The sequence below is a fragment of the Ruegeria lacuscaerulensis genome (genome assembly GCF_013031245.1).
GTDB classification, from domain to species: domain Bacteria; phylum Pseudomonadota; class Alphaproteobacteria; order Rhodobacterales; family Rhodobacteraceae; genus Ruegeria; species Ruegeria lacuscaerulensis_C.
On record NZ_WPZL01000005.1, the window covers coordinates 71,983 to 88,014 of the forward strand.

A 16,032-nucleotide genomic window follows, 5' to 3' on the forward strand; every position below is an offset into this window, starting at 1 on the left:
CAGGTGCAATTTCCACCCTCAAAAAATTATTGAGCGAATCCAGGCCATTCGCCTAAACCCGCCGTTACCGGTCACAACGGGCCGGACCCTAGCGGGCAGAGGTGATCACTCTCCCGGTGCGGACGGCGCTGCCGATACCGTATGCCAGGGCCGAAACCGGGGATTGGTATGCTTTGTAGCTCAGTTGGATAGAGCGGCAGGTTTCCCATCTGTAGGCGAAGGTTCGACTCCTTCCAAAGCCGCAAATGTAGCTCAATGGTAGAGTAATCGACTGCGAATCGATGTGTTGCGGGTTCGAATCCCGCCATTTGACAAAGCTGTTCAGTCAGCACCGGCCTTCAACGCCGGCCGCGAAAGCGGTCTCCAAATTATGGGTCCGGGTGTCCCCCAGCAGGGGTGGCACCGCGCAACGCCAGGCTTTGGCCGGGCGGGGCAGGGGTCTTCGCTGCTCTGGTCTTGGGCCGGAGGGCAGATGACGGTGCCGCCGGATTGGTGCCCCGCTTGACCCCTTGGGTAAGGCGGCGCATCGGTCCCGCGCCCCTCTCTCTGACCTTCCCGCGCAGGGGCATGGCGCGGGGGATGTCCGGACCTTTCCTGCCTTCATCCGAAGGCTTCACACCTGTCACCTGTTCGGGGTGCAACCTACTGAAAACATGAAAAGGAGTTCGCATTTGCGACGACGATAGAGCAAGACGAAAAGGAGAAATGATATGACACTGTTCCAAGATCTGATTGACCGGCTGACCGGTTATCAACGGCTGATCCTGACCGAGACCCAGCGGATGCTGGTCCTGCGCAACGGGGTGTTCGATGCAATCCTGAGTGCCGGGAAACACCGGTTGCCGCGCCAGGATGTGCTGACCGAGCTGCACGATCTGGAGAATCTCTTTTTCGTGTCGCCCTATGAGCGGACGCTGATGCAGAACCGGCCTGAACTGGCCGACAAGCATCTGACCGAGTTCCGGGCCGGGCCTGACGAAGTTCTGGTTCTGCTGCGGGATGAGGTGCCTGTTCGGGTGTTGAACCCCGAAGCACGGGCACTTGTCTGGAAAGCTGCAGGGCCATTTAAGGTCGAACACCACGCGCTGACCGAGACCATGGCTGTGCTCAAAGCGACGGCGCAGCGGCTGGTTCGGGCCGGGTTGCGGCTGAACCTTACGCAGGTCGAGATCGCCGAAGGCCATACCGGTCTGCTGACAGTTGACGGTGTGCTGGTGGATCAACTGAACCCTGGTGCGCATGCCTTCTGGAAAGTGGGCCGGAACGTCGAGGTCAAGCAGATCGACCTGCGGCAGCGGACTCATGAGGTGACGGGGCAGGAGATTCTGACCAAGGACCGGGTGACCATCCGGATCAACCTCAGCGCCGACTACCGGGTCGTCGATCCGGTCAAGGCGGTGGGGTCGGTCAAGGACTTCGATCAGGCCCTGCACCGGGCGCTGCAACTGGCGTTCCGGAAGACCTTGGGTGCGATGACACTTGACCGGTTGCTGGCCGAGAAAGTGACCGTCGACACCGAGGCTGCGGATCGGGTGCGGACACAGATGGCCGGGATCGGTATCGAAGTGGGCGAGATCGCGTTGAAAGACGTTATCCTGCCCGGTGAGATGCGGGAAATCCTGACCGCCGTGGTCGCTGCCGAGAAACAGGCCGAGGCCAACGTCATCCGGCGGCGGGAAGAAACCAATGCCACACGGTCGCTGCTGAACACCGCGAAGGTGATGGCGGAAAACCCGGTGATGCTGCGGTTGAAAGAGCTGGAGGCTCTGGAAACCATCGCGGGGAAGGTCGAGCGGCTGACGGTCCATAATGGGACCGAAGGGCTGATGTCCGACCTTGTCAAACTGCGGGAGTGATCCCGAATTAGGGCCGGTCCGGTTGATTCCGGGCCGGTCTGCTTATTCCAGAACGGCGTGTTCTTTCAGAAGGCGTAGCGGCACGATCTCAAGCGCCCGCTGGTGGGTTGCCTCAAGATGCACTTTTGGCGCACAGCCTTCGTCATGGGCCTGAAGAAAGCGCGCTGCGCACAGGCACCAGCTATCTCCGGGTTTGAGACCCGGAAAGTTGAAATCCGGGTGCGGTGTGCTCAGGTCGTTTCCGACATACTTTGAAAAGGCCAGAAATTCGGCTGTCATTACAGCGCAAACCGTATGACTGCCCTGATCCTCGGGGCAGGTATTGCAGGCGCCATCGCGAAAGAACCCGGTCAGCGGATCGCGTGAACATGGGGCGAGGACGCCACCCAAAACGTTGATACTATCCTGTTTTTCCATGCGCCTACCTTACAGGCTTTGCGCAATCTTGCGGAACATTTCTATATTCGCCTCGTTCACGCCCGGATCGCGGAACTTGCGATCAGCCCCTGTCGAGACAATCAGCACCCCGCGCGGCTGATCGAAATAGATGTACTGGCCATAAACCCCACGGGCCAGAAACTCGCCTTCATGCGCACCAACAGGAACCCACCATTGATAACCATAGCCAATCTTTCCAGTTTCGGTTGGGGCACTGGGAAACACGGACTCCGCGATCCATTCTGCCGGGACGAGTTGCCGGCCGTCATGAACCCCGTTTTGCAGGATCATCTGACCGAACCGGGCAAAATCCCGGGTTGTGAAGTTCAGCCCGCCCAGCACAAAGGCAACCCCTGCGCCGTCAGTCACATAGTAGCCGTCGCGCTCCAAGCCCAGCGGTTGGATGACATTTTCCGTCAGCAGTTCGGTAACACTGCGCCCGGTGGCGCCGCGGATCACCATGCCAATGACATGCGTGTCGATCGACACGTATTGCCAGGTCTCACCCGGAGTGGCGAAACTGTCTTGCAATGACGCTGCGAAATCATCCAGCTCTCCGCCCAGTGCCACGACGCGGCCCATCCGGTTGATGTCCGAATTGTAGTCCAGGTAATCCTCGTCGAAGGTGACGCCGCTGGCCATGTTCAGGACATTGCGGATTGTTGCGCCGTCATAGGCCGTGCCGTTCAGCTTTGGCGCGTATTTCACCACCGGATCGTCCAACGAGTCGATTGCGCCTTCGCCCAGCAGGATGCCGAACAGTGCGGACAGATAGCTTTTGGCGACAGACCATGAAATCCGGCGGTCCTCTGCGGCGGTGCCCAGATAATATTCTTCGAACCGGATCTGGCCGTCCTGCATCACCAGCAGGGACGTAACGGCGCGCTCTTCGATCCATGTATCTGTGCCGTCTGGCAGATCAAAGCCAGGCCCGTACGGCAATTCCCAGGTCGGCCCGTCTCCGCGTGGCAGGTCGACCGTCAAGAACGCCTCGTTCATATGAGAGAAGTTGTGAACAATCTTTTCTTCGGAAAACAAAGAGTTCACCGCCATCAGGCGCTGTATCTCTTCGCGTTTCCAGAAGCCAACAACGGCCGCTGCCAACACCAGCATCAGCAGGATGCGCAACGCCCATTTCACCAAGCTTCTCATATGTCGCCTCCCATTTGCGTATCTATTGGAACGTGGACGGGTTCAATTCGCAATCAGGACGTAGCGGCATTGCCGACGGGTCTATTTGAACTTGTCCAGCAGCTTTTGCATTGCCGAACGGTTATCCACCTCGGGCTCCGCCGTTGGTTTTGCGGTCGGCTTGGGTGAGTCAGCGGGGGACTTCGACGATCGCGGAGGGGCGGTGCGCAATGCGACGGCGTTCATGAATTTACCACCATCCCCTGCGGCCAGATTAGTGGCACCGTCCGACACTCCGCGCAGGACATCGTCCAGCCAATCGGCATCAGCCTTGGCAAAATCACTCAGAACGTAAGGTGAGACCATTTCTTTCCGGCCCGGATGCCCGATCCCCAGCCGTACCCGGTCGTAAGCGGGGCTGATATGTTCATGGATCGAGCGCAGTCCGTTGTGGCCGGCGTGACCGCCACCTGCCTTAACGCGCACCTTGCCGGGGGCAAGGTCCAATTCGTCGTGAAAGATGGTCACGTCGGTCGAATCCAGTTTGTAGAACCGCATCGCTTCACCCACGGACTGGCCCGAACGGTTCATGAAAGTTTGCGGTTTGATCAGCAGCACCTTTTCCGAGCCCAGCCGACCTTCGGCAATTTCGGCCTGAAATTTGGACTTCCACGGGCCGAACCCGTGATCATCAGCAATCCGGTCGACAGCCATAAAGCCGATATTGTGCCGGTTGCGGACGTATTTAGGCCCGGGGTTCCCCAATCCGACAAACAATTTCATAGTCTCGTCCTTATTCAGTGTGCGAAATGCGCACTTGGTTGATTGCATGGAACGTGGCCGATTTTCCAGCCCAAGCGCGCAAAGAAAAACGGGGCCCCGTAGGAGCCCCGTTTCTAAATCCGGAGTATTTGGTCCGGGTTTATTCTTCTGCTTCTTCCTGACCAACGACTTCAACTTCGTCAGCGGCCACTTCGGCTTCATCACCTTCTTCGTCTTCGTCGGTTGTCAGGCCGGTCGGGGCCGAGACGTTCGCGATCACGAAATCGCGGTCGATGGTCGGCTTGGTGCCTTCAGGCAGGTCAACCGACGAAATGGTGACCACGTCGTTGATATTCATTCCGGTCACGTCAACGGTGATCTTCTCAGGAATGTCACCTGCGGTGCACATCAGTTCGACTTCCGGACGGACAACGGTCAGAACGCCGCCCTTCTTGATACCGGGTGCCGCTTCTTCGTTGATGAACTCAACGGGGATGAACAGCGCGATCTTGGTGGTCCGACGCAGGCGCATCAGGTCCAGGTGGGTCGGCAGGTCTTTGACAACGTCACGCTGAACGTCGCGGCAGATAACGCGAACGTCTTCGTGGCCGTCAACCTTCAGGTTCCAAAGAGTCGACTTGAACCGGCCCGCTTTCAGACGCTTGAACAGGACGTTGAACGGGATCTGGATCGGCAGCGGATCTTTGTCGCCACCAAAAACAATGCCCGGAACCATGCCGTCGCGGCGTGCCTGACGAGCGGCGCCCTTGCCTGTCCCCGTCCGTTCCAGAGCTACGAGATCAGGAATCTCACCAGCCATGATATATCTCCAATGTTAGGGCGGGCATCCTCCAAGGCTGTATACCCGCGTGAAGCCGCGTCCTTAGCTTGATTCATGGGAATTGGAAAGAGCTTTTTGCCTATTTGTTTTCAAGGGCAAATCAACTCTGCCAGCGACCGCCAAAGTCTTCGGGGACCAACAGGTTGTGCCGACCCAGATCACCCACGCCGCGTTCGCCGCACAACGCCATAGTCGTGTCCAATTCCTTTTGGATGACTTCAAGCGCGGTGGTGACACCTTTCTGTCCCATGGCACCCAGCCCATAGACAAAAGCGCGCCCGATATAAGTTCCTTTGGCGCCCAATGCCAAAGCCTTGAGAACGTCCTGACCGGAGCGGATACCGCTGTCCAGATGAACCTCGACGTCGTTGCCGACCGCATCCATGATCTCCGGCAGCATTCGAATGGAACTGAGGGCACCGTCCAACTGTCGCCCGCCGTGGTTCGAAACAATAATGGCGTCAGCGCCGAGTTTCGCGGCCGTTTTTGCGTCTTCGGCGTCCAGGATGCCTTTCAGGATAACCTTCCCGCCCCATTGCTCCATCAGCTTTTCGACCTTTTTCCAGTCGAGGCTGGGGTCGAACTGTTCGGCTGTCCACGCACCCAGAGAAGATGCATCCGAGATACCTTCGACATGACCCACGATATTGCCGAACTCGCGGCGCGATGCGCCCAGCATCTCGATCCCCCACGACCATTTGGTCATCAGATTTGCGATGGTCTTCGCCGTCAGTTTCGGTGGGGCGGACAGGCCGTTTTTCAGGTCCTTGTGCCGCTGCCCCAGAATCTGCAGGTCCAGCGTAATCACCAGCGCCGAGCATTTTGCGTCCTTGGCGCGTTGGATCAGGCGACCGACATAGTCCTGGTCCTTCATCGTGTACAGCTGAAACCAGAAGGGTTTGGCCGTGTTTTCTGCCACATCCTCGATCGAGTTGATCGACATCGTGGACAGGGTAAAGGGCACGCCAAAATCCTCGGCGGCTTTGGCGGCCTTTATCTCTCCGTCTGCGTGCTGCATGCCTGTCAGCCCAACCGGGGCCAGCGCGACCGGCAGGGCAACGTCCTGACCAATCATCTGAGAGGCCGTCGACCTGCCATCCATGTCCACGGCAACTCGCTGCCGCAGGCGGATGTTTTCGAAGTCGGCACTGTTGTCGCGAAAGGTCTGCTCGGTCCAGCTGCCGCTTTCCGCATAGTCATAGAACATCCGCGGCACACGGCGTTCATAGATGCGTCGCAGATCCTCGATGGTCGTAATTACGGGCATGGCCAGCGCCTTCGGTAATTTGGTTATGCTTTTTTACCAATGCTTTATGCAGGGCGCAATCAGGGCCAGACATCAAAATGGCCGCGGCAAACATGGGGCCCGCTGCGGCTTTGTCGAAGGGATCTGTATGTCTTTGGGATCAGACGGAATGCGCGCCGTCAGCCAGTGTTTTGACAAAGTCCAGAACCTCGGCGACGGGTTTGCCCGCAGCGATCTGGCTGACAATGGCCGAGCCGACAACGGCGCCATCTGCGACACTGGCGATGGCTTTGGATTTTTCAGGCGTGTTGATGCCAAAGCCCACGATCACGGGCAGGTCCGTTGCAGATTTGATCCTGGCTACTTCGGGGCCGACATTCGTTGCCTGCGCTTCGGCGGCACCCGTGATACCAGTGATTGAAACGTAGTAGACAAAGCCTGATGTGTTTTGCAGGACGCGTGGCAGGCGTTTGTCGTCCGTGGTGGGTGTCGCAAGGCGGATGAAGTTCAAACCGGCCGCCTGCGCTGGCAGGCACAGTTCTTCGTCTTCTTCGGGGGGTAGATCAACCACGATCAGGCCGTCGATACCGGCGTCCTTCGCATCCGTCAGGAACGTATCGACGCCGCGGTTATAGATCGGATTGTAATATCCCATCAGAACAATCGGGGTGGTATCGTCTGTTTCCCGAAAGGCACGAGCCAGATCCAGTGTCCGCTGCAGGGTCATACCGCCATCCAGCGCCCGTTGCCCGGCGGCCTGGATTGTGGGGCCATCTGCCATCGGGTCGGTGAAAGGAAGACCCAGTTCAATCACGTCGACTCCTGCCCCGGGCAGGCCCTTTACAACCTCGAGCGAGGTGTCGAAGTCGGGATCTCCGGCCATGATATAGGCGACAAAGGCCTTTTTCCCTTCGGCTTTCAGAGCGGCGAACTTGGCATCGATACGGGTCATCTGCAGTCCTTGCATTCAGGTTTGGACCTGATGTGCAGAAACTTTGCGTGAAAATCAATCCCGGTCCTGCCTCATCGCTTCAGAACGCGTAGTGATACCTCAGCAGTGCCGAGTTGACGCCCGGGTTGTCGTCCTGCGTGCTGGCGTTGGATTTGTGGGTAATCGCCAGAGACACTTTATTGCCGCTGTCCAGCGTGTACCCGACGCCCAGCAGAGTGCGGATCTGAAAATCCCCGCCAAGATCGTTGCGGTCTTCGCCGTCTGAGAAGTACCCGGGCATGACGCTGCCTTCAAAGAACCACCGGTCGGCAAATTCGTAAATTCCGATCAGGCCGATGCCGATATGAATGTCACTTGCGGTATCCACGGTCAGGGCGCCACCCCAGGTGGCCGAAAAGCGTGTAGCCTCGTGAAAATGTCGGTGCTGGTACTCGAGCGAGAACACGGCCTCGTCCTCAGAGTCGCTGTCGGAATAGTCCGAATATCCGGCGCCAAAAACAAGGGATTGGGCTTGCGCGGCCGGGGCGGCCAACAGCAGCGCAAGAGGTACAATAAAGTGCTTCATGTCTGGTATTCACTTTTTGTTTGTTCGCAACGTCCTACGTGGTGAGCTTAGTGTGCCGAATTCAATCCGGGCAAGCTCACGGTTGCCGAACATTTTCGTGATGTTGCAAATCGGACTTGTGGACCTGCCTGCAGTCTGGCTTGCGCATTGACCCGGACCTGCATAGAAGCACCCCTCGAATGGCATCAGGAGACCGTCATGGGCTTTAAAATGGGAATCGTGGGTTTGCCGAATGTGGGCAAGTCGACCCTCTTCAATGCGCTGACCAAGACCGCAGCTGCGCAGGCGGCGAATTTCCCGTTCTGCACGATTGAACCCAATGTGGGGGATGTCGCGGTGCCTGATGACCGGCTGGACAAACTGGCGGCAATCGCCAGTTCGAAACAGATCATACCGACGCGGATGACCTTTGTGGACATCGCCGGTCTGGTAAAAGGGGCCTCTAAGGGCGAGGGGCTGGGCAACCAGTTTCTGGCCAACATCCGCGAAACTGATGCCATCGCCCATGTGCTGCGCTGTTTCGAAGATGGCGATGTGACCCATGTGGATGGCCGCGTCGACCCTGTTGCCGATGCCGACACGATCGAGACCGAGTTGATGCTGGCCGATCTGGAAAGCATCGAAAAACGCCGCGCCAATTTGGTCCGCAAGCTGAAGGGCAACGACAAAGAGGCGCAGCAGCAGGATCGGCTGCTGGCCACCGCGCAAGCGATGCTGGAAAACGGCAAGCCTGCGCGTCTGGTTGAAGTGTCAGACGAAGACGCCAAAGCCTGGAAGATGCTGCAACTGCTGACGACCAAACCCGTGCTTTACGTCTGCAACGTATCTGAAGAAGAGGCGGCAGCGGGCAACGAATACTCGGCCAAGGTCGCCGAGATGGCCGCCGCTCAGGGCAACGCCCACGTCATCATCAGCGCCAAGATCGAAGAAGAGATCAGCCTGCTGGAAGACGACGAGGCACAGATGTTCCTTGAAGAGATGGGGCTGGAAGAGCCCGGCCTCGACCGTCTGATCCGCGCTGGCTATGACCTGCTCAAGCTGGAAACCTATTTCACCGTCGGCCCGAAAGAGGCCCGCGCTTGGACCATCCGTACCGGCACAGCCGCGCCGCAGGCCGCTGGCGTCATTCATGGCGACTTCGAAAAGGGCTTCATCCGCGCCGAGACCATCGCCTACGACGATTTCATCGCAGCCAATGGTGAGCAGGGCGCGAAGGAAGCCGGCAAAATGCGGGCCGAGGGCAAGGGCTACGTCGTCAAAGATGGCGATGTGCTGCATTTCCTGTTCAACACCTGATCGTTTGGGGCTTTTCCTTACGTTGGATGAGGTTATTCTGCCTCATCCACAGCCCTGAGGCCCAAGTGATCGAAATCCGCGACCTGCAATTGCTCAGCGCTTTGGCGCGGCACCGTCACTTTGCCAAGGCGGCCGAAGAGTGCGGCATTTCCCAGCCCGCATTCTCGATGCGCATCCGCAATCTTGAGGACCGGATGGGTGTCTCCATCGTCCGCCGTGCCAACCGGTTTCAGGGGCTGACCGAAGAGGGCGAGATGATCGTGCGTCGAGCACGGCGTATTCTTGACGATGCCAAAGCTTTGGAACAGCAGGTGCTGGCTGCACGGGGCGAGATCACCGGCACCTTGATTTTGGGCGTTATCCCGACGGCAATTGCCTTTACAGGGCGGCTGATCAAGCGCCTGCAGCAGGCCCATCCGCGCATCCTGACACGTATCGAAACCATGTCCGCCTCGGCCATTCAGCATCGCCTGGATGAGGGCAGTCTGGACGCAGGTATCACCTATGGCGACAGCATCGGCACCGATTTGCGGCAAGTGCAACCTCTGTACGAAGAAACCTATGTGCTGCTGGTGCCATCCCATATGACCGAAGAAACTGGCCCAATCCCCTGGGCACGTGTGGCTGAATTCCCGATCAGCTTGCTGGAGCCGCAGATGCAGAACCGGCGCATTCTCGACCGGATTTTCGCCGAACAGGGCCTGCACCCGCATGTGGTCGCGGAAACCAGCGGCTTCACCGCTTCGATGGTCATGGCACGCGAGGGACTTGCGGCCACTGTTGTCCCGCGTGTTCTGGTGCGGGCGTTGGGTGATCTCAGGGGGACGAAGGTATTGCCATTGGTCGATCCCGTTGTAAGTAAACCAATTTGCCTGGCCACCCTGACTCGCGACCCCGAATTGCCAACGGTCGAGGCATTACGTGCCGTTGTGACGTCTTTACGGTGATAAGTTGTCGTTATCGTGCGATTGCGATATGCGATTTGACGATATGCTATTCTGATGAGACACGGAGCCTCAATCGGAGGGCATCATGGCACCATTAGATACCAAGCCATCAGGCGCACCCAAGGGCGTCTGGAAGTCAGGTAAAGGCAAAGGGCGGCACACGCCCAAAGGCCGTCAGTTCACGGATGAGGCGCAGGCCGAAATTGCGCGTCTGCTGGGCGATCGTCCGCGCCGCCGCGATCTGTTGATCGAATTTCTGCATTTGATTCAGGACGAACACGGCCATATCAGCGCCGACCACATCGCCGCCTTGGCTGTTGAGATGCGGATCGGGCAGGCCGAAATCTATGAAACCGCGACCTTCTATGCCCATTTTGATGTGGTGAAAGAAGGCGAGACGCCACCGCCCGCGCTGACGATCCGTGTCTGTGATTCCCTGTCCTGCGAAATGGCTGGTGCCCAGCAATTGCAGAAAGCCTTGGAAGATGGCCTGGACCCGGTCGAGGTCCGCGTTGTCCGCGCGCCTTGCATGGGCCGTTGCGACACGGCTCCGGTGCTGGAGATCGGTCACAACCATATCGACAATGCGACTCCGGAAAAGGTTCAGGCCGCCATCGCGGCGGGTGACACGCATGCCCACCTGCCCGACTATGAGACCTATGCTTCCTATGTCGAAAACGGTGGCTACACCAAACTGATGGAACTGCGCGACGGTGGCGACTGGGAGAAGGTGCAGGAAGACGTTCTGGCCTCGGGCCTACGCGGTCTGGGCGGCGCTGGCTTCCCGTCTGGCAAGAAATGGGGCTTTGTTCGTATGAACGAGGGGCCGCGCTATCTTGCCGTAAATGGCGACGAGGGCGAACCCGGCACGTTCAAGGACCGCTATTACCTTGAACGCGCGCCGCATGTCTTTTTGGAAGGTATGCTAATCGCCGCATGGGCGGTCGAGGCGGAAACCTGCTTCATCTACATGCGTGATGAATACCCGGCGGTTCTGGAAATTCTCCGTCGTGAGATTGCCGCGCTGGAAACCGCGGGGATCGTTGAACCCGGCTATATCGACCTGCGCCGGGGTGCTGGTGCGTATATCTGCGGTGAAGAATCCGCGATGATCGAGTCGATCGAGGGCAAGAAGGGCCTGCCGCGTCACCGTCCTCCGTTCGTGGCGCAGGTTGGGGTCTTTAACCGTCCGACCTTGGTGCACAATGTCGAGACGCTGTATTGGGTCACTAAAGTCTGCCGCGAGGGGCCGGAGTGCCTCAACAGCACCGAGAAGAATGGCCGTAAAGGCCTGCGCAGTTACTCGGTCTCGGGCCGGGTTGCGAAGCCGGGCGTTTACCTGCTGCCCGCGGGATCGACCATTCTGGACGTGATCGATGCGGCTGGTGGCATGGCCGAAGGCCAGACTTTCAAGGCGTATCAGCCGGGTGGCCCGTCTTCGGGTCTGCTGCCTGCGTCGTTGGACGACATCCCACTGGATTTCGACACGCTGCAACCGCATGGTACCTTCATCGGTTCCGCCGCCGTGGTGGTTCTGTCCGATCAGGATACCGCCCGCGATGCAGCGCTGAACATGCTGCGGTTCTTCGAAGATGAAAGCTGTGGCCAGTGCACACCCTGCCGCGCGGGCTGCGAAAAGGCCGTGAAGCTGATGCAGGCCGACAAGTGGGATCAGGACCTGCTGGAAGATTTGTGTCAGGTCATGGGCGATGCTTCGATCTGCGGTCTGGGGCAGGCGGCCCCGAACCCGATCCGTCTGGTCATGAAACACTTCGCTGACGAAATTTGAGGGAGACAGCCATGCTTGATGCAAGCCCAACCAAGACCGTCACCTTCAACCTGAACGGCAATGACGTCACTGTGCCCGAGGGCACAACGATCTGGGACGCGGCCAATGGCCAAGGCCTTATCATTCCACACCTGTGCCACAAGCCGCAGCCAGGCTATCGCCCGGACGGCAACTGCCGCGCCTGTATGGTCGAGGTGGAAGGCGAACGCACTCTGGTCGCCTCCTGCGTCCGTCCGGCAGCGGAAGGAATGGTAGTCAAAACCGACACCGACCGGGCCGAGAGGTCGCGTGCGATGGTGATGGAGTTGCTGGTCGCCGACCAGCCCGAAGAAGCGCATGACGTTTCGAGCCACTTCTGGGACATGGCCAAACTGACCGAAGTCAGCGACAGCCGCTTTCCGGCGAAAGAGGCCGAGAAAATCCCGCTTCTGGATGACAGCCACGTTGCGATGCGCGTCAATCTGGACGCCTGCATCAACTGTAACCTCTGCGTCCGCGCCTGCCGCGAAGTTCAGGTCAATGACGTGATCGGCATGGCCGGTCGTGGCCACACTTCACAGGTGGTGTTCGACCAGAACGACCCGATGGGCGCGTCGACCTGTGTGGCCTGTGGCGAATGCGTTCAGGCCTGCCCGACTGGTGCGCTGATGCCGGCCACTGTATTGGACGACCAACAAAAGGGCGACAGCAAGGATTACGACTCGGAAACCGAAAGCGTCTGCCCGTTCTGCGGTGTTGGCTGCAAGGTCTCGCTGAAGGTCAAAGACGGCAAGGTCAAATATGTCGAGGGCATCAACGGCCCCGCCAACGAAGGCCGTCTGTGCGTCAAAGGCCGGTTTGGGTTCGATTACATCCACCACCCGCACCGCCTGACCAAGCCGCTGATCCGGCGCGAGGATGCCCCGGCGAAGGGGTTGAACGTCGATCCGGGCAATCTGGACACCCATTTCCGCGAAGCGACCTGGGAAGAGGCGATGGACCTCGCTGCCACCAAGCTGAAGGCGCTGCGCGACGAAGATCCGCGTAATGTCGCGGGCTTTGGCTCGGCCAAGTGCACCAATGAAGAGGCGTACCTGTTCCAGAAGTTCATCCGTCAGGGGTTCAAGCACAACAACGTCGACCACTGCACGCGTCTTTGCCACGCCTCATCAGTGGCGGCACTGATCGAAAACGTGGGCTCGGGCGCTGTGACCGCGACCTTCAACGAGATCGAAAACGCGGATGTGGCGATTATCATCGGCTCGAACCCGATCGAAAACCACCCGGTTGCGGCAACCTACTTCAAGCAGTTCACCAAGCGTGGCGGCAAGCTGATCGTAATGGATCCACGCGGCGTCGGCATGCGCAAATTCGCGACCGAGATGCTGCAGTTCCGTCCGGGCGCTGACGTCTCGATGCTCAACGCGATCATGAACGTGATCGTCGAGGAAGAGCTCTATGACAGCCAGTACATCCACCGCTGGACCGAGAACTGGGAGGCCGAGAAAGAGCACCTGCGCCAGTTCACGCCCGAGGCGATGTCGGCGATCTGCGGCATCGAACCGGATCAACTGCGCCGCGTGGCCCGCATCTTTGCGCATGCCAAGGCCGGTTTGATCTTCTGGGGTATGGGCGTCAGCCAGCATATCCACGGCACGGATAACTCGCGCTGCCTGATCTCGCTGGCTCTGATGACTGGCAACGTTGGTAAACCCGGCGCGGGTCTGCACCCGTTGCGTGGTCAGAACAACGTGCAGGGTGCGTCCGACGCAGGTCTGATCCCGATGTTCCTGCCGGATTATCAGACGGTGACGGATGATGGCATCCGGGCCAAGTTCAACGAGGTCTGGAACTCGGACGATTTCTCGAACGAGAAGGGTTTGACTGTCACTGAAATTATCGACCAGATTTATGCGCGTAACATCAAAGGCATGTACATTCTGGGCGAAAATCCGGCCATGTCTGACCCCGATGTGAACCATGCCCGCGCGGCACTGGCCAAGCTGGACCTGATGATCGTGCAGGATATCTTTCTGACCGAGACGGCGAACTATGCCGACATCATCCTGCCGGCCTCGGCGCTGTATGAAAAGAACGGAACGGTGTCGAACACCAACCGTCAGGTACAGCGTGTGCGTCCGGCCGTGGCACCCCCGGGTGAGGCGCGCGAGGACTGGAAGATCACCGTCGAACTGGCGCAGCGGATCGGCTTGAACTGGGATTACACAGACGTGTCTCAGGTCTTTGCCGAGATGAAGTTGACCATGGCGTCGCTCAACAATATCACATGGGAACGGCTGGAGACCGAGACGATTACCTACCCATCGCTGAGCGAGACCGATCCGGGGCAGGCAATCGTGTTCGGTGACGGCTTCCCGCGTGCGGACGGTAAAGCCAGATTCACTCCGGCCAGTGTCATTCCGCCGGATGAGGCCCCGGATGAAGAATACCCGATGATCGCCACCACGGGCCGCCAGCTGGAACATTGGCACACCGGGTCCATGACCCGCCGGTCCAACGTTCTCGACGCGGTAGAGCCCGAGGCGAACTGTTCGATGAACCCCCGGACGCTCAAGCTGATGGGGATCGAACCGGGCGAGACAGTCCGTCTGACCACACGTCGCGGCACGATCGACATCATGGTACGGGCCGACCGGGCCATTGCCGAGGACATGGTGTTCATCCCGTTTGCCTACGTCGAGGCGGCGGCGAACATCCTGACCAACTCGGCCGTCGACCCATATGGCAAAATCCCCGAGTTCAAGTTCTCGGCGATCCGGGTTGAAAAGATCGAAAACGCCGTCGCGGCGGAATAAAACCACCACTCACAAACTTTGGAAGGCGGCCTGTCGGGTCGCCTTTTTCTTTCCTTGACAGCGGGTTACTTGCAGCCAACCCTGTCACCGTCATTGGTGGAGGAGTTGCACATGGCCCGCCGTTTCGTTGATCTGTCAGTCCCCTTGGAAACCGGGATCGTATCCGATCCGCCGATCATGCTGCCGGAAATCGAATATCTGACTCATGAACAGACCGCAGAACAGGTCATGTCATTCTTTCCCGGACTGAAAAAGGACGACTTGCCGGGCGGCGAGGGCTGGGCCATCGAACGCCTGCAGATTGCAACCCATAACGGGACCCATCTGGATGCGCCCTACCACCATCACTCGACCATGAACAAAGGAGAGCGTGCGATCACCATCGACGAAGTTCCGTTGGAATGGTGCATGAACCCCGGTGTAAAACTGGATTTCCGCCACTTCGACGATGGCTATGTGGCCACCGCGGCCGATGTTGAGGCGGAACTGAAACGCATCGGTCATGACTTGCAGCCATTGGATATCGTGATAGTGAATACCTCGGCCGGAACCCAATACGGTCAGCCTGATTACCTGATGAAAGGTTGTGGCATGGGGCGCGAGGCGACCCTGTATCTGACCGAACGCGGCGTACGCGTGACCGGAACCGATGCCTGGAGCTGGGACGCGCCCTTTCCGTTGACCGCGCAGGAATATGCCGAAACGCAGGACCCCTCGATCATCTGGGAGGGGCATCGGGCCTCGATGGAGATCGGGTATTGCCATATCGAAAAGCTGACCAACCTCGAAGGGCTGCCGCCCACCGGGTTTGAAATCTCGTGTTTTCCGTACAAGATCAAAGGGGCGTCGGCGGGCTTTGTCCGTGCAGTAGCGATTTTTGAATATGAGGAAGGCGCGACCGATGAATGAACCTCTCAGCGGGCATGACGGCCCCTACGATGCGCCGGTCGAAATCCGTGGTTTCACGGTCTTGCCTGAATGGATCGACTATAACGGCCATATGAACGTGGGTTTTTATGGCGTGGTTTTTGATATGGCGTTGGAAAGGCTGATGGCCGACCACCTTGGGCTGGGCGAAGTGCAGGTCGACGCGCTGGGGCAGGGGCCCTATATCCTGCAATCCCACATGAGTTTTCTGCGCGAGGTCCAGCAGGATCAGCCGCTCTATTTCCGCTTCCGCATGTTGGACGCTGACCAAAAGCGCGGCCACTACTTCGCGCAGATGCTGTCCGAAGAAGACGACGCAGTTTGCGCCACCCAGGAAGCGCTGTTCATGAATGTCAGCCACACGACGGGGCGGTCAGTGTCTTATCCCGATTGGGCTGCCATGCGACTGGCCCAGATGGTCAGGGATCACGCAGGATTGGAAACTGCGCCGCAGGTCGGCCAATCAATCGGAATCCGGCGGAAGTAA

Annotated in this window: 14 protein-coding genes and 1 tRNA gene; 8 read left to right on the forward strand and 7 right to left on the reverse strand. The window is 58.8% G+C overall.

Going from position 1 to position 16,032, the window contains the following annotated elements; genetic code table 11:
* The first annotated feature begins 241 nt into the window (after window positions 1–241).
* Window positions 242–314: transfer RNA gene (locus GOX66_RS08560), tRNA-Arg, on the forward strand.
* Window positions 315–710: 396 nt separating this feature from the next.
* Window positions 711–1,856 (forward strand): slipin family protein, encoded by a 1,146-nt coding sequence (locus GOX66_RS08565; RefSeq protein ID WP_214652594.1) that lies wholly within the window; start codon window positions 711–713, stop codon window positions 1,854–1,856.
* Window positions 1,857–1,898: 42 nt separating this feature from the next.
* On the opposite strand, the gene GOX66_RS08570 is transcribed toward GOX66_RS08565, so the two are convergent.
* The 7 genes from GOX66_RS08570 to GOX66_RS08600 form a co-directional block, all read right to left on the reverse strand.
* Window positions 1,899–2,273, reverse strand: coding sequence for a DUF2237 family protein (locus GOX66_RS08570; RefSeq protein WP_170761593.1), 375 nt, complete (start codon window positions 2,271–2,273; stop codon window positions 1,899–1,901).
* Between the two features lie 9 nt (window positions 2,274–2,282).
* Window positions 2,283–3,446: a serine hydrolase domain-containing protein gene (locus GOX66_RS08575; RefSeq protein ID WP_170761595.1), complete on the reverse strand. Its 1,164-nt coding sequence runs from the start codon at window positions 3,444–3,446 to the stop codon at window positions 2,283–2,285.
* Between the two features lie 81 nt (window positions 3,447–3,527).
* Window positions 3,528–4,208, reverse strand: a complete 681-nt coding sequence (pth, locus tag GOX66_RS08580) for an aminoacyl-tRNA hydrolase (RefSeq protein WP_170761597.1) — start codon at window positions 4,206–4,208, stop codon at window positions 3,528–3,530.
* A 139-nt stretch (window positions 4,209–4,347) separates the two neighbouring features.
* Entirely contained in the window at window positions 4,348–5,007 is a 660-nt protein-coding gene (locus GOX66_RS08585) for a 50S ribosomal protein L25/general stress protein Ctc (protein WP_170761599.1), read from the reverse strand.
* Window positions 5,008–5,128: 121 nt separating this feature from the next.
* On the reverse strand, window positions 5,129–6,295 hold the full coding sequence (locus tag GOX66_RS08590; RefSeq protein ID WP_170761601.1) for an alpha-hydroxy acid oxidase: 1,167 nt from the start codon (window positions 6,293–6,295) through the stop codon (window positions 5,129–5,131).
* Window positions 6,296–6,434: 139 nt separating this feature from the next.
* A complete protein-coding gene (gene trpA, locus GOX66_RS08595) occupies window positions 6,435–7,226 on the reverse strand; it encodes a tryptophan synthase subunit alpha (RefSeq protein ID WP_170761603.1) in 792 nt (263 codons plus the stop codon).
* 79 nt (window positions 7,227–7,305) lie between these two features.
* Window positions 7,306–7,791 (reverse strand): acyloxyacyl hydrolase, encoded by a 486-nt coding sequence (locus GOX66_RS08600; protein ID WP_170761605.1) that lies wholly within the window; start codon window positions 7,789–7,791, stop codon window positions 7,306–7,308.
* 198 nt (window positions 7,792–7,989) lie between these two features.
* On the opposite strand from GOX66_RS08600, the gene ychF reads away from it, so the two are divergent.
* From ychF to GOX66_RS08630, 6 genes are all read left to right on the forward strand, one after another.
* Window positions 7,990–9,087, forward strand: a complete 1,098-nt coding sequence (ychF, locus tag GOX66_RS08605) for a redox-regulated ATPase YchF (RefSeq protein ID WP_170761607.1) — start codon at window positions 7,990–7,992, stop codon at window positions 9,085–9,087.
* 65 nt (window positions 9,088–9,152) lie between these two features.
* Entirely contained in the window at window positions 9,153–10,034 is an 882-nt protein-coding gene (locus GOX66_RS08610; RefSeq protein ID WP_170761609.1) for a LysR substrate-binding domain-containing protein, read from the forward strand.
* Between the two features lie 85 nt (window positions 10,035–10,119).
* Window positions 10,120–11,823 carry an NAD(P)H-dependent oxidoreductase subunit E gene (locus GOX66_RS08615; RefSeq protein ID WP_170761611.1) on the forward strand — a complete coding sequence of 568 codons (1,704 nt, stop codon included), beginning with the start codon at window positions 10,120–10,122 and terminating at the stop codon, window positions 11,821–11,823.
* Between the two features lie 11 nt (window positions 11,824–11,834).
* Window positions 11,835–14,618 (forward strand): formate dehydrogenase subunit alpha, encoded by a 2,784-nt coding sequence (gene fdhF / locus GOX66_RS08620; RefSeq protein WP_170761613.1) that lies wholly within the window; start codon window positions 11,835–11,837, stop codon window positions 14,616–14,618.
* A gap of 111 nt (window positions 14,619–14,729) precedes the next feature.
* Window positions 14,730–15,527, forward strand: coding sequence for a cyclase family protein (locus GOX66_RS08625; RefSeq protein ID WP_170761615.1), 798 nt, complete (start codon window positions 14,730–14,732; stop codon window positions 15,525–15,527).
* Window positions 15,520–16,032 carry a thioesterase family protein gene (locus GOX66_RS08630; RefSeq protein ID WP_170761617.1) on the forward strand — a complete coding sequence of 171 codons (513 nt, stop codon included), beginning with the start codon at window positions 15,520–15,522 and terminating at the stop codon, window positions 16,030–16,032. The genes GOX66_RS08625 and GOX66_RS08630 overlap by 8 nt, the downstream gene beginning before the upstream one ends.

Coding starts and splice junctions, on each gene's coding strand:
- fdhF (WP_170761613.1), top strand. CDS start 11,835: ATGCTTGATGCAAGCCCAACCAAGACCGTCACCTTCAACCTGAACGGC.
- GOX66_RS08575 (WP_170761595.1), bottom strand. CDS start 3,446: ATGAGAAGCTTGGTGAAATGGGCGTTGCGCATCCTGCTGATGCTGGTG.
- pth (WP_170761597.1), bottom strand. CDS start 4,208: ATGAAATTGTTTGTCGGATTGGGGAACCCCGGGCCTAAATACGTCCGC.
- GOX66_RS08615 (WP_170761611.1), top strand. CDS start 10,120: ATGGCACCATTAGATACCAAGCCATCAGGCGCACCCAAGGGCGTCTGG.
- GOX66_RS08585 (WP_170761599.1), bottom strand. CDS start 5,007: ATGGCTGGTGAGATTCCTGATCTCGTAGCTCTGGAACGGACGGGGACA.
- GOX66_RS08590 (WP_170761601.1), bottom strand. CDS start 6,295: ATGCCCGTAATTACGACCATCGAGGATCTGCGACGCATCTATGAACGC.
- GOX66_RS08570 (WP_170761593.1), bottom strand. CDS start 2,273: ATGGAAAAACAGGATAGTATCAACGTTTTGGGTGGCGTCCTCGCCCCA.
- GOX66_RS08600 (WP_170761605.1), bottom strand. CDS start 7,791: ATGAAGCACTTTATTGTACCTCTTGCGCTGCTGTTGGCCGCCCCGGCC.
- GOX66_RS08565 (WP_214652594.1), top strand. CDS start 711: ATGACACTGTTCCAAGATCTGATTGACCGGCTGACCGGTTATCAACGG.
- trpA (WP_170761603.1), bottom strand. CDS start 7,226: ATGACCCGTATCGATGCCAAGTTCGCCGCTCTGAAAGCCGAAGGGAAA.
- GOX66_RS08630 (WP_170761617.1), top strand. CDS start 15,520: ATGAATGAACCTCTCAGCGGGCATGACGGCCCCTACGATGCGCCGGTC.
- ychF (WP_170761607.1), top strand. CDS start 7,990: ATGGGCTTTAAAATGGGAATCGTGGGTTTGCCGAATGTGGGCAAGTCG.
- GOX66_RS08625 (WP_170761615.1), top strand. CDS start 14,730: ATGGCCCGCCGTTTCGTTGATCTGTCAGTCCCCTTGGAAACCGGGATC.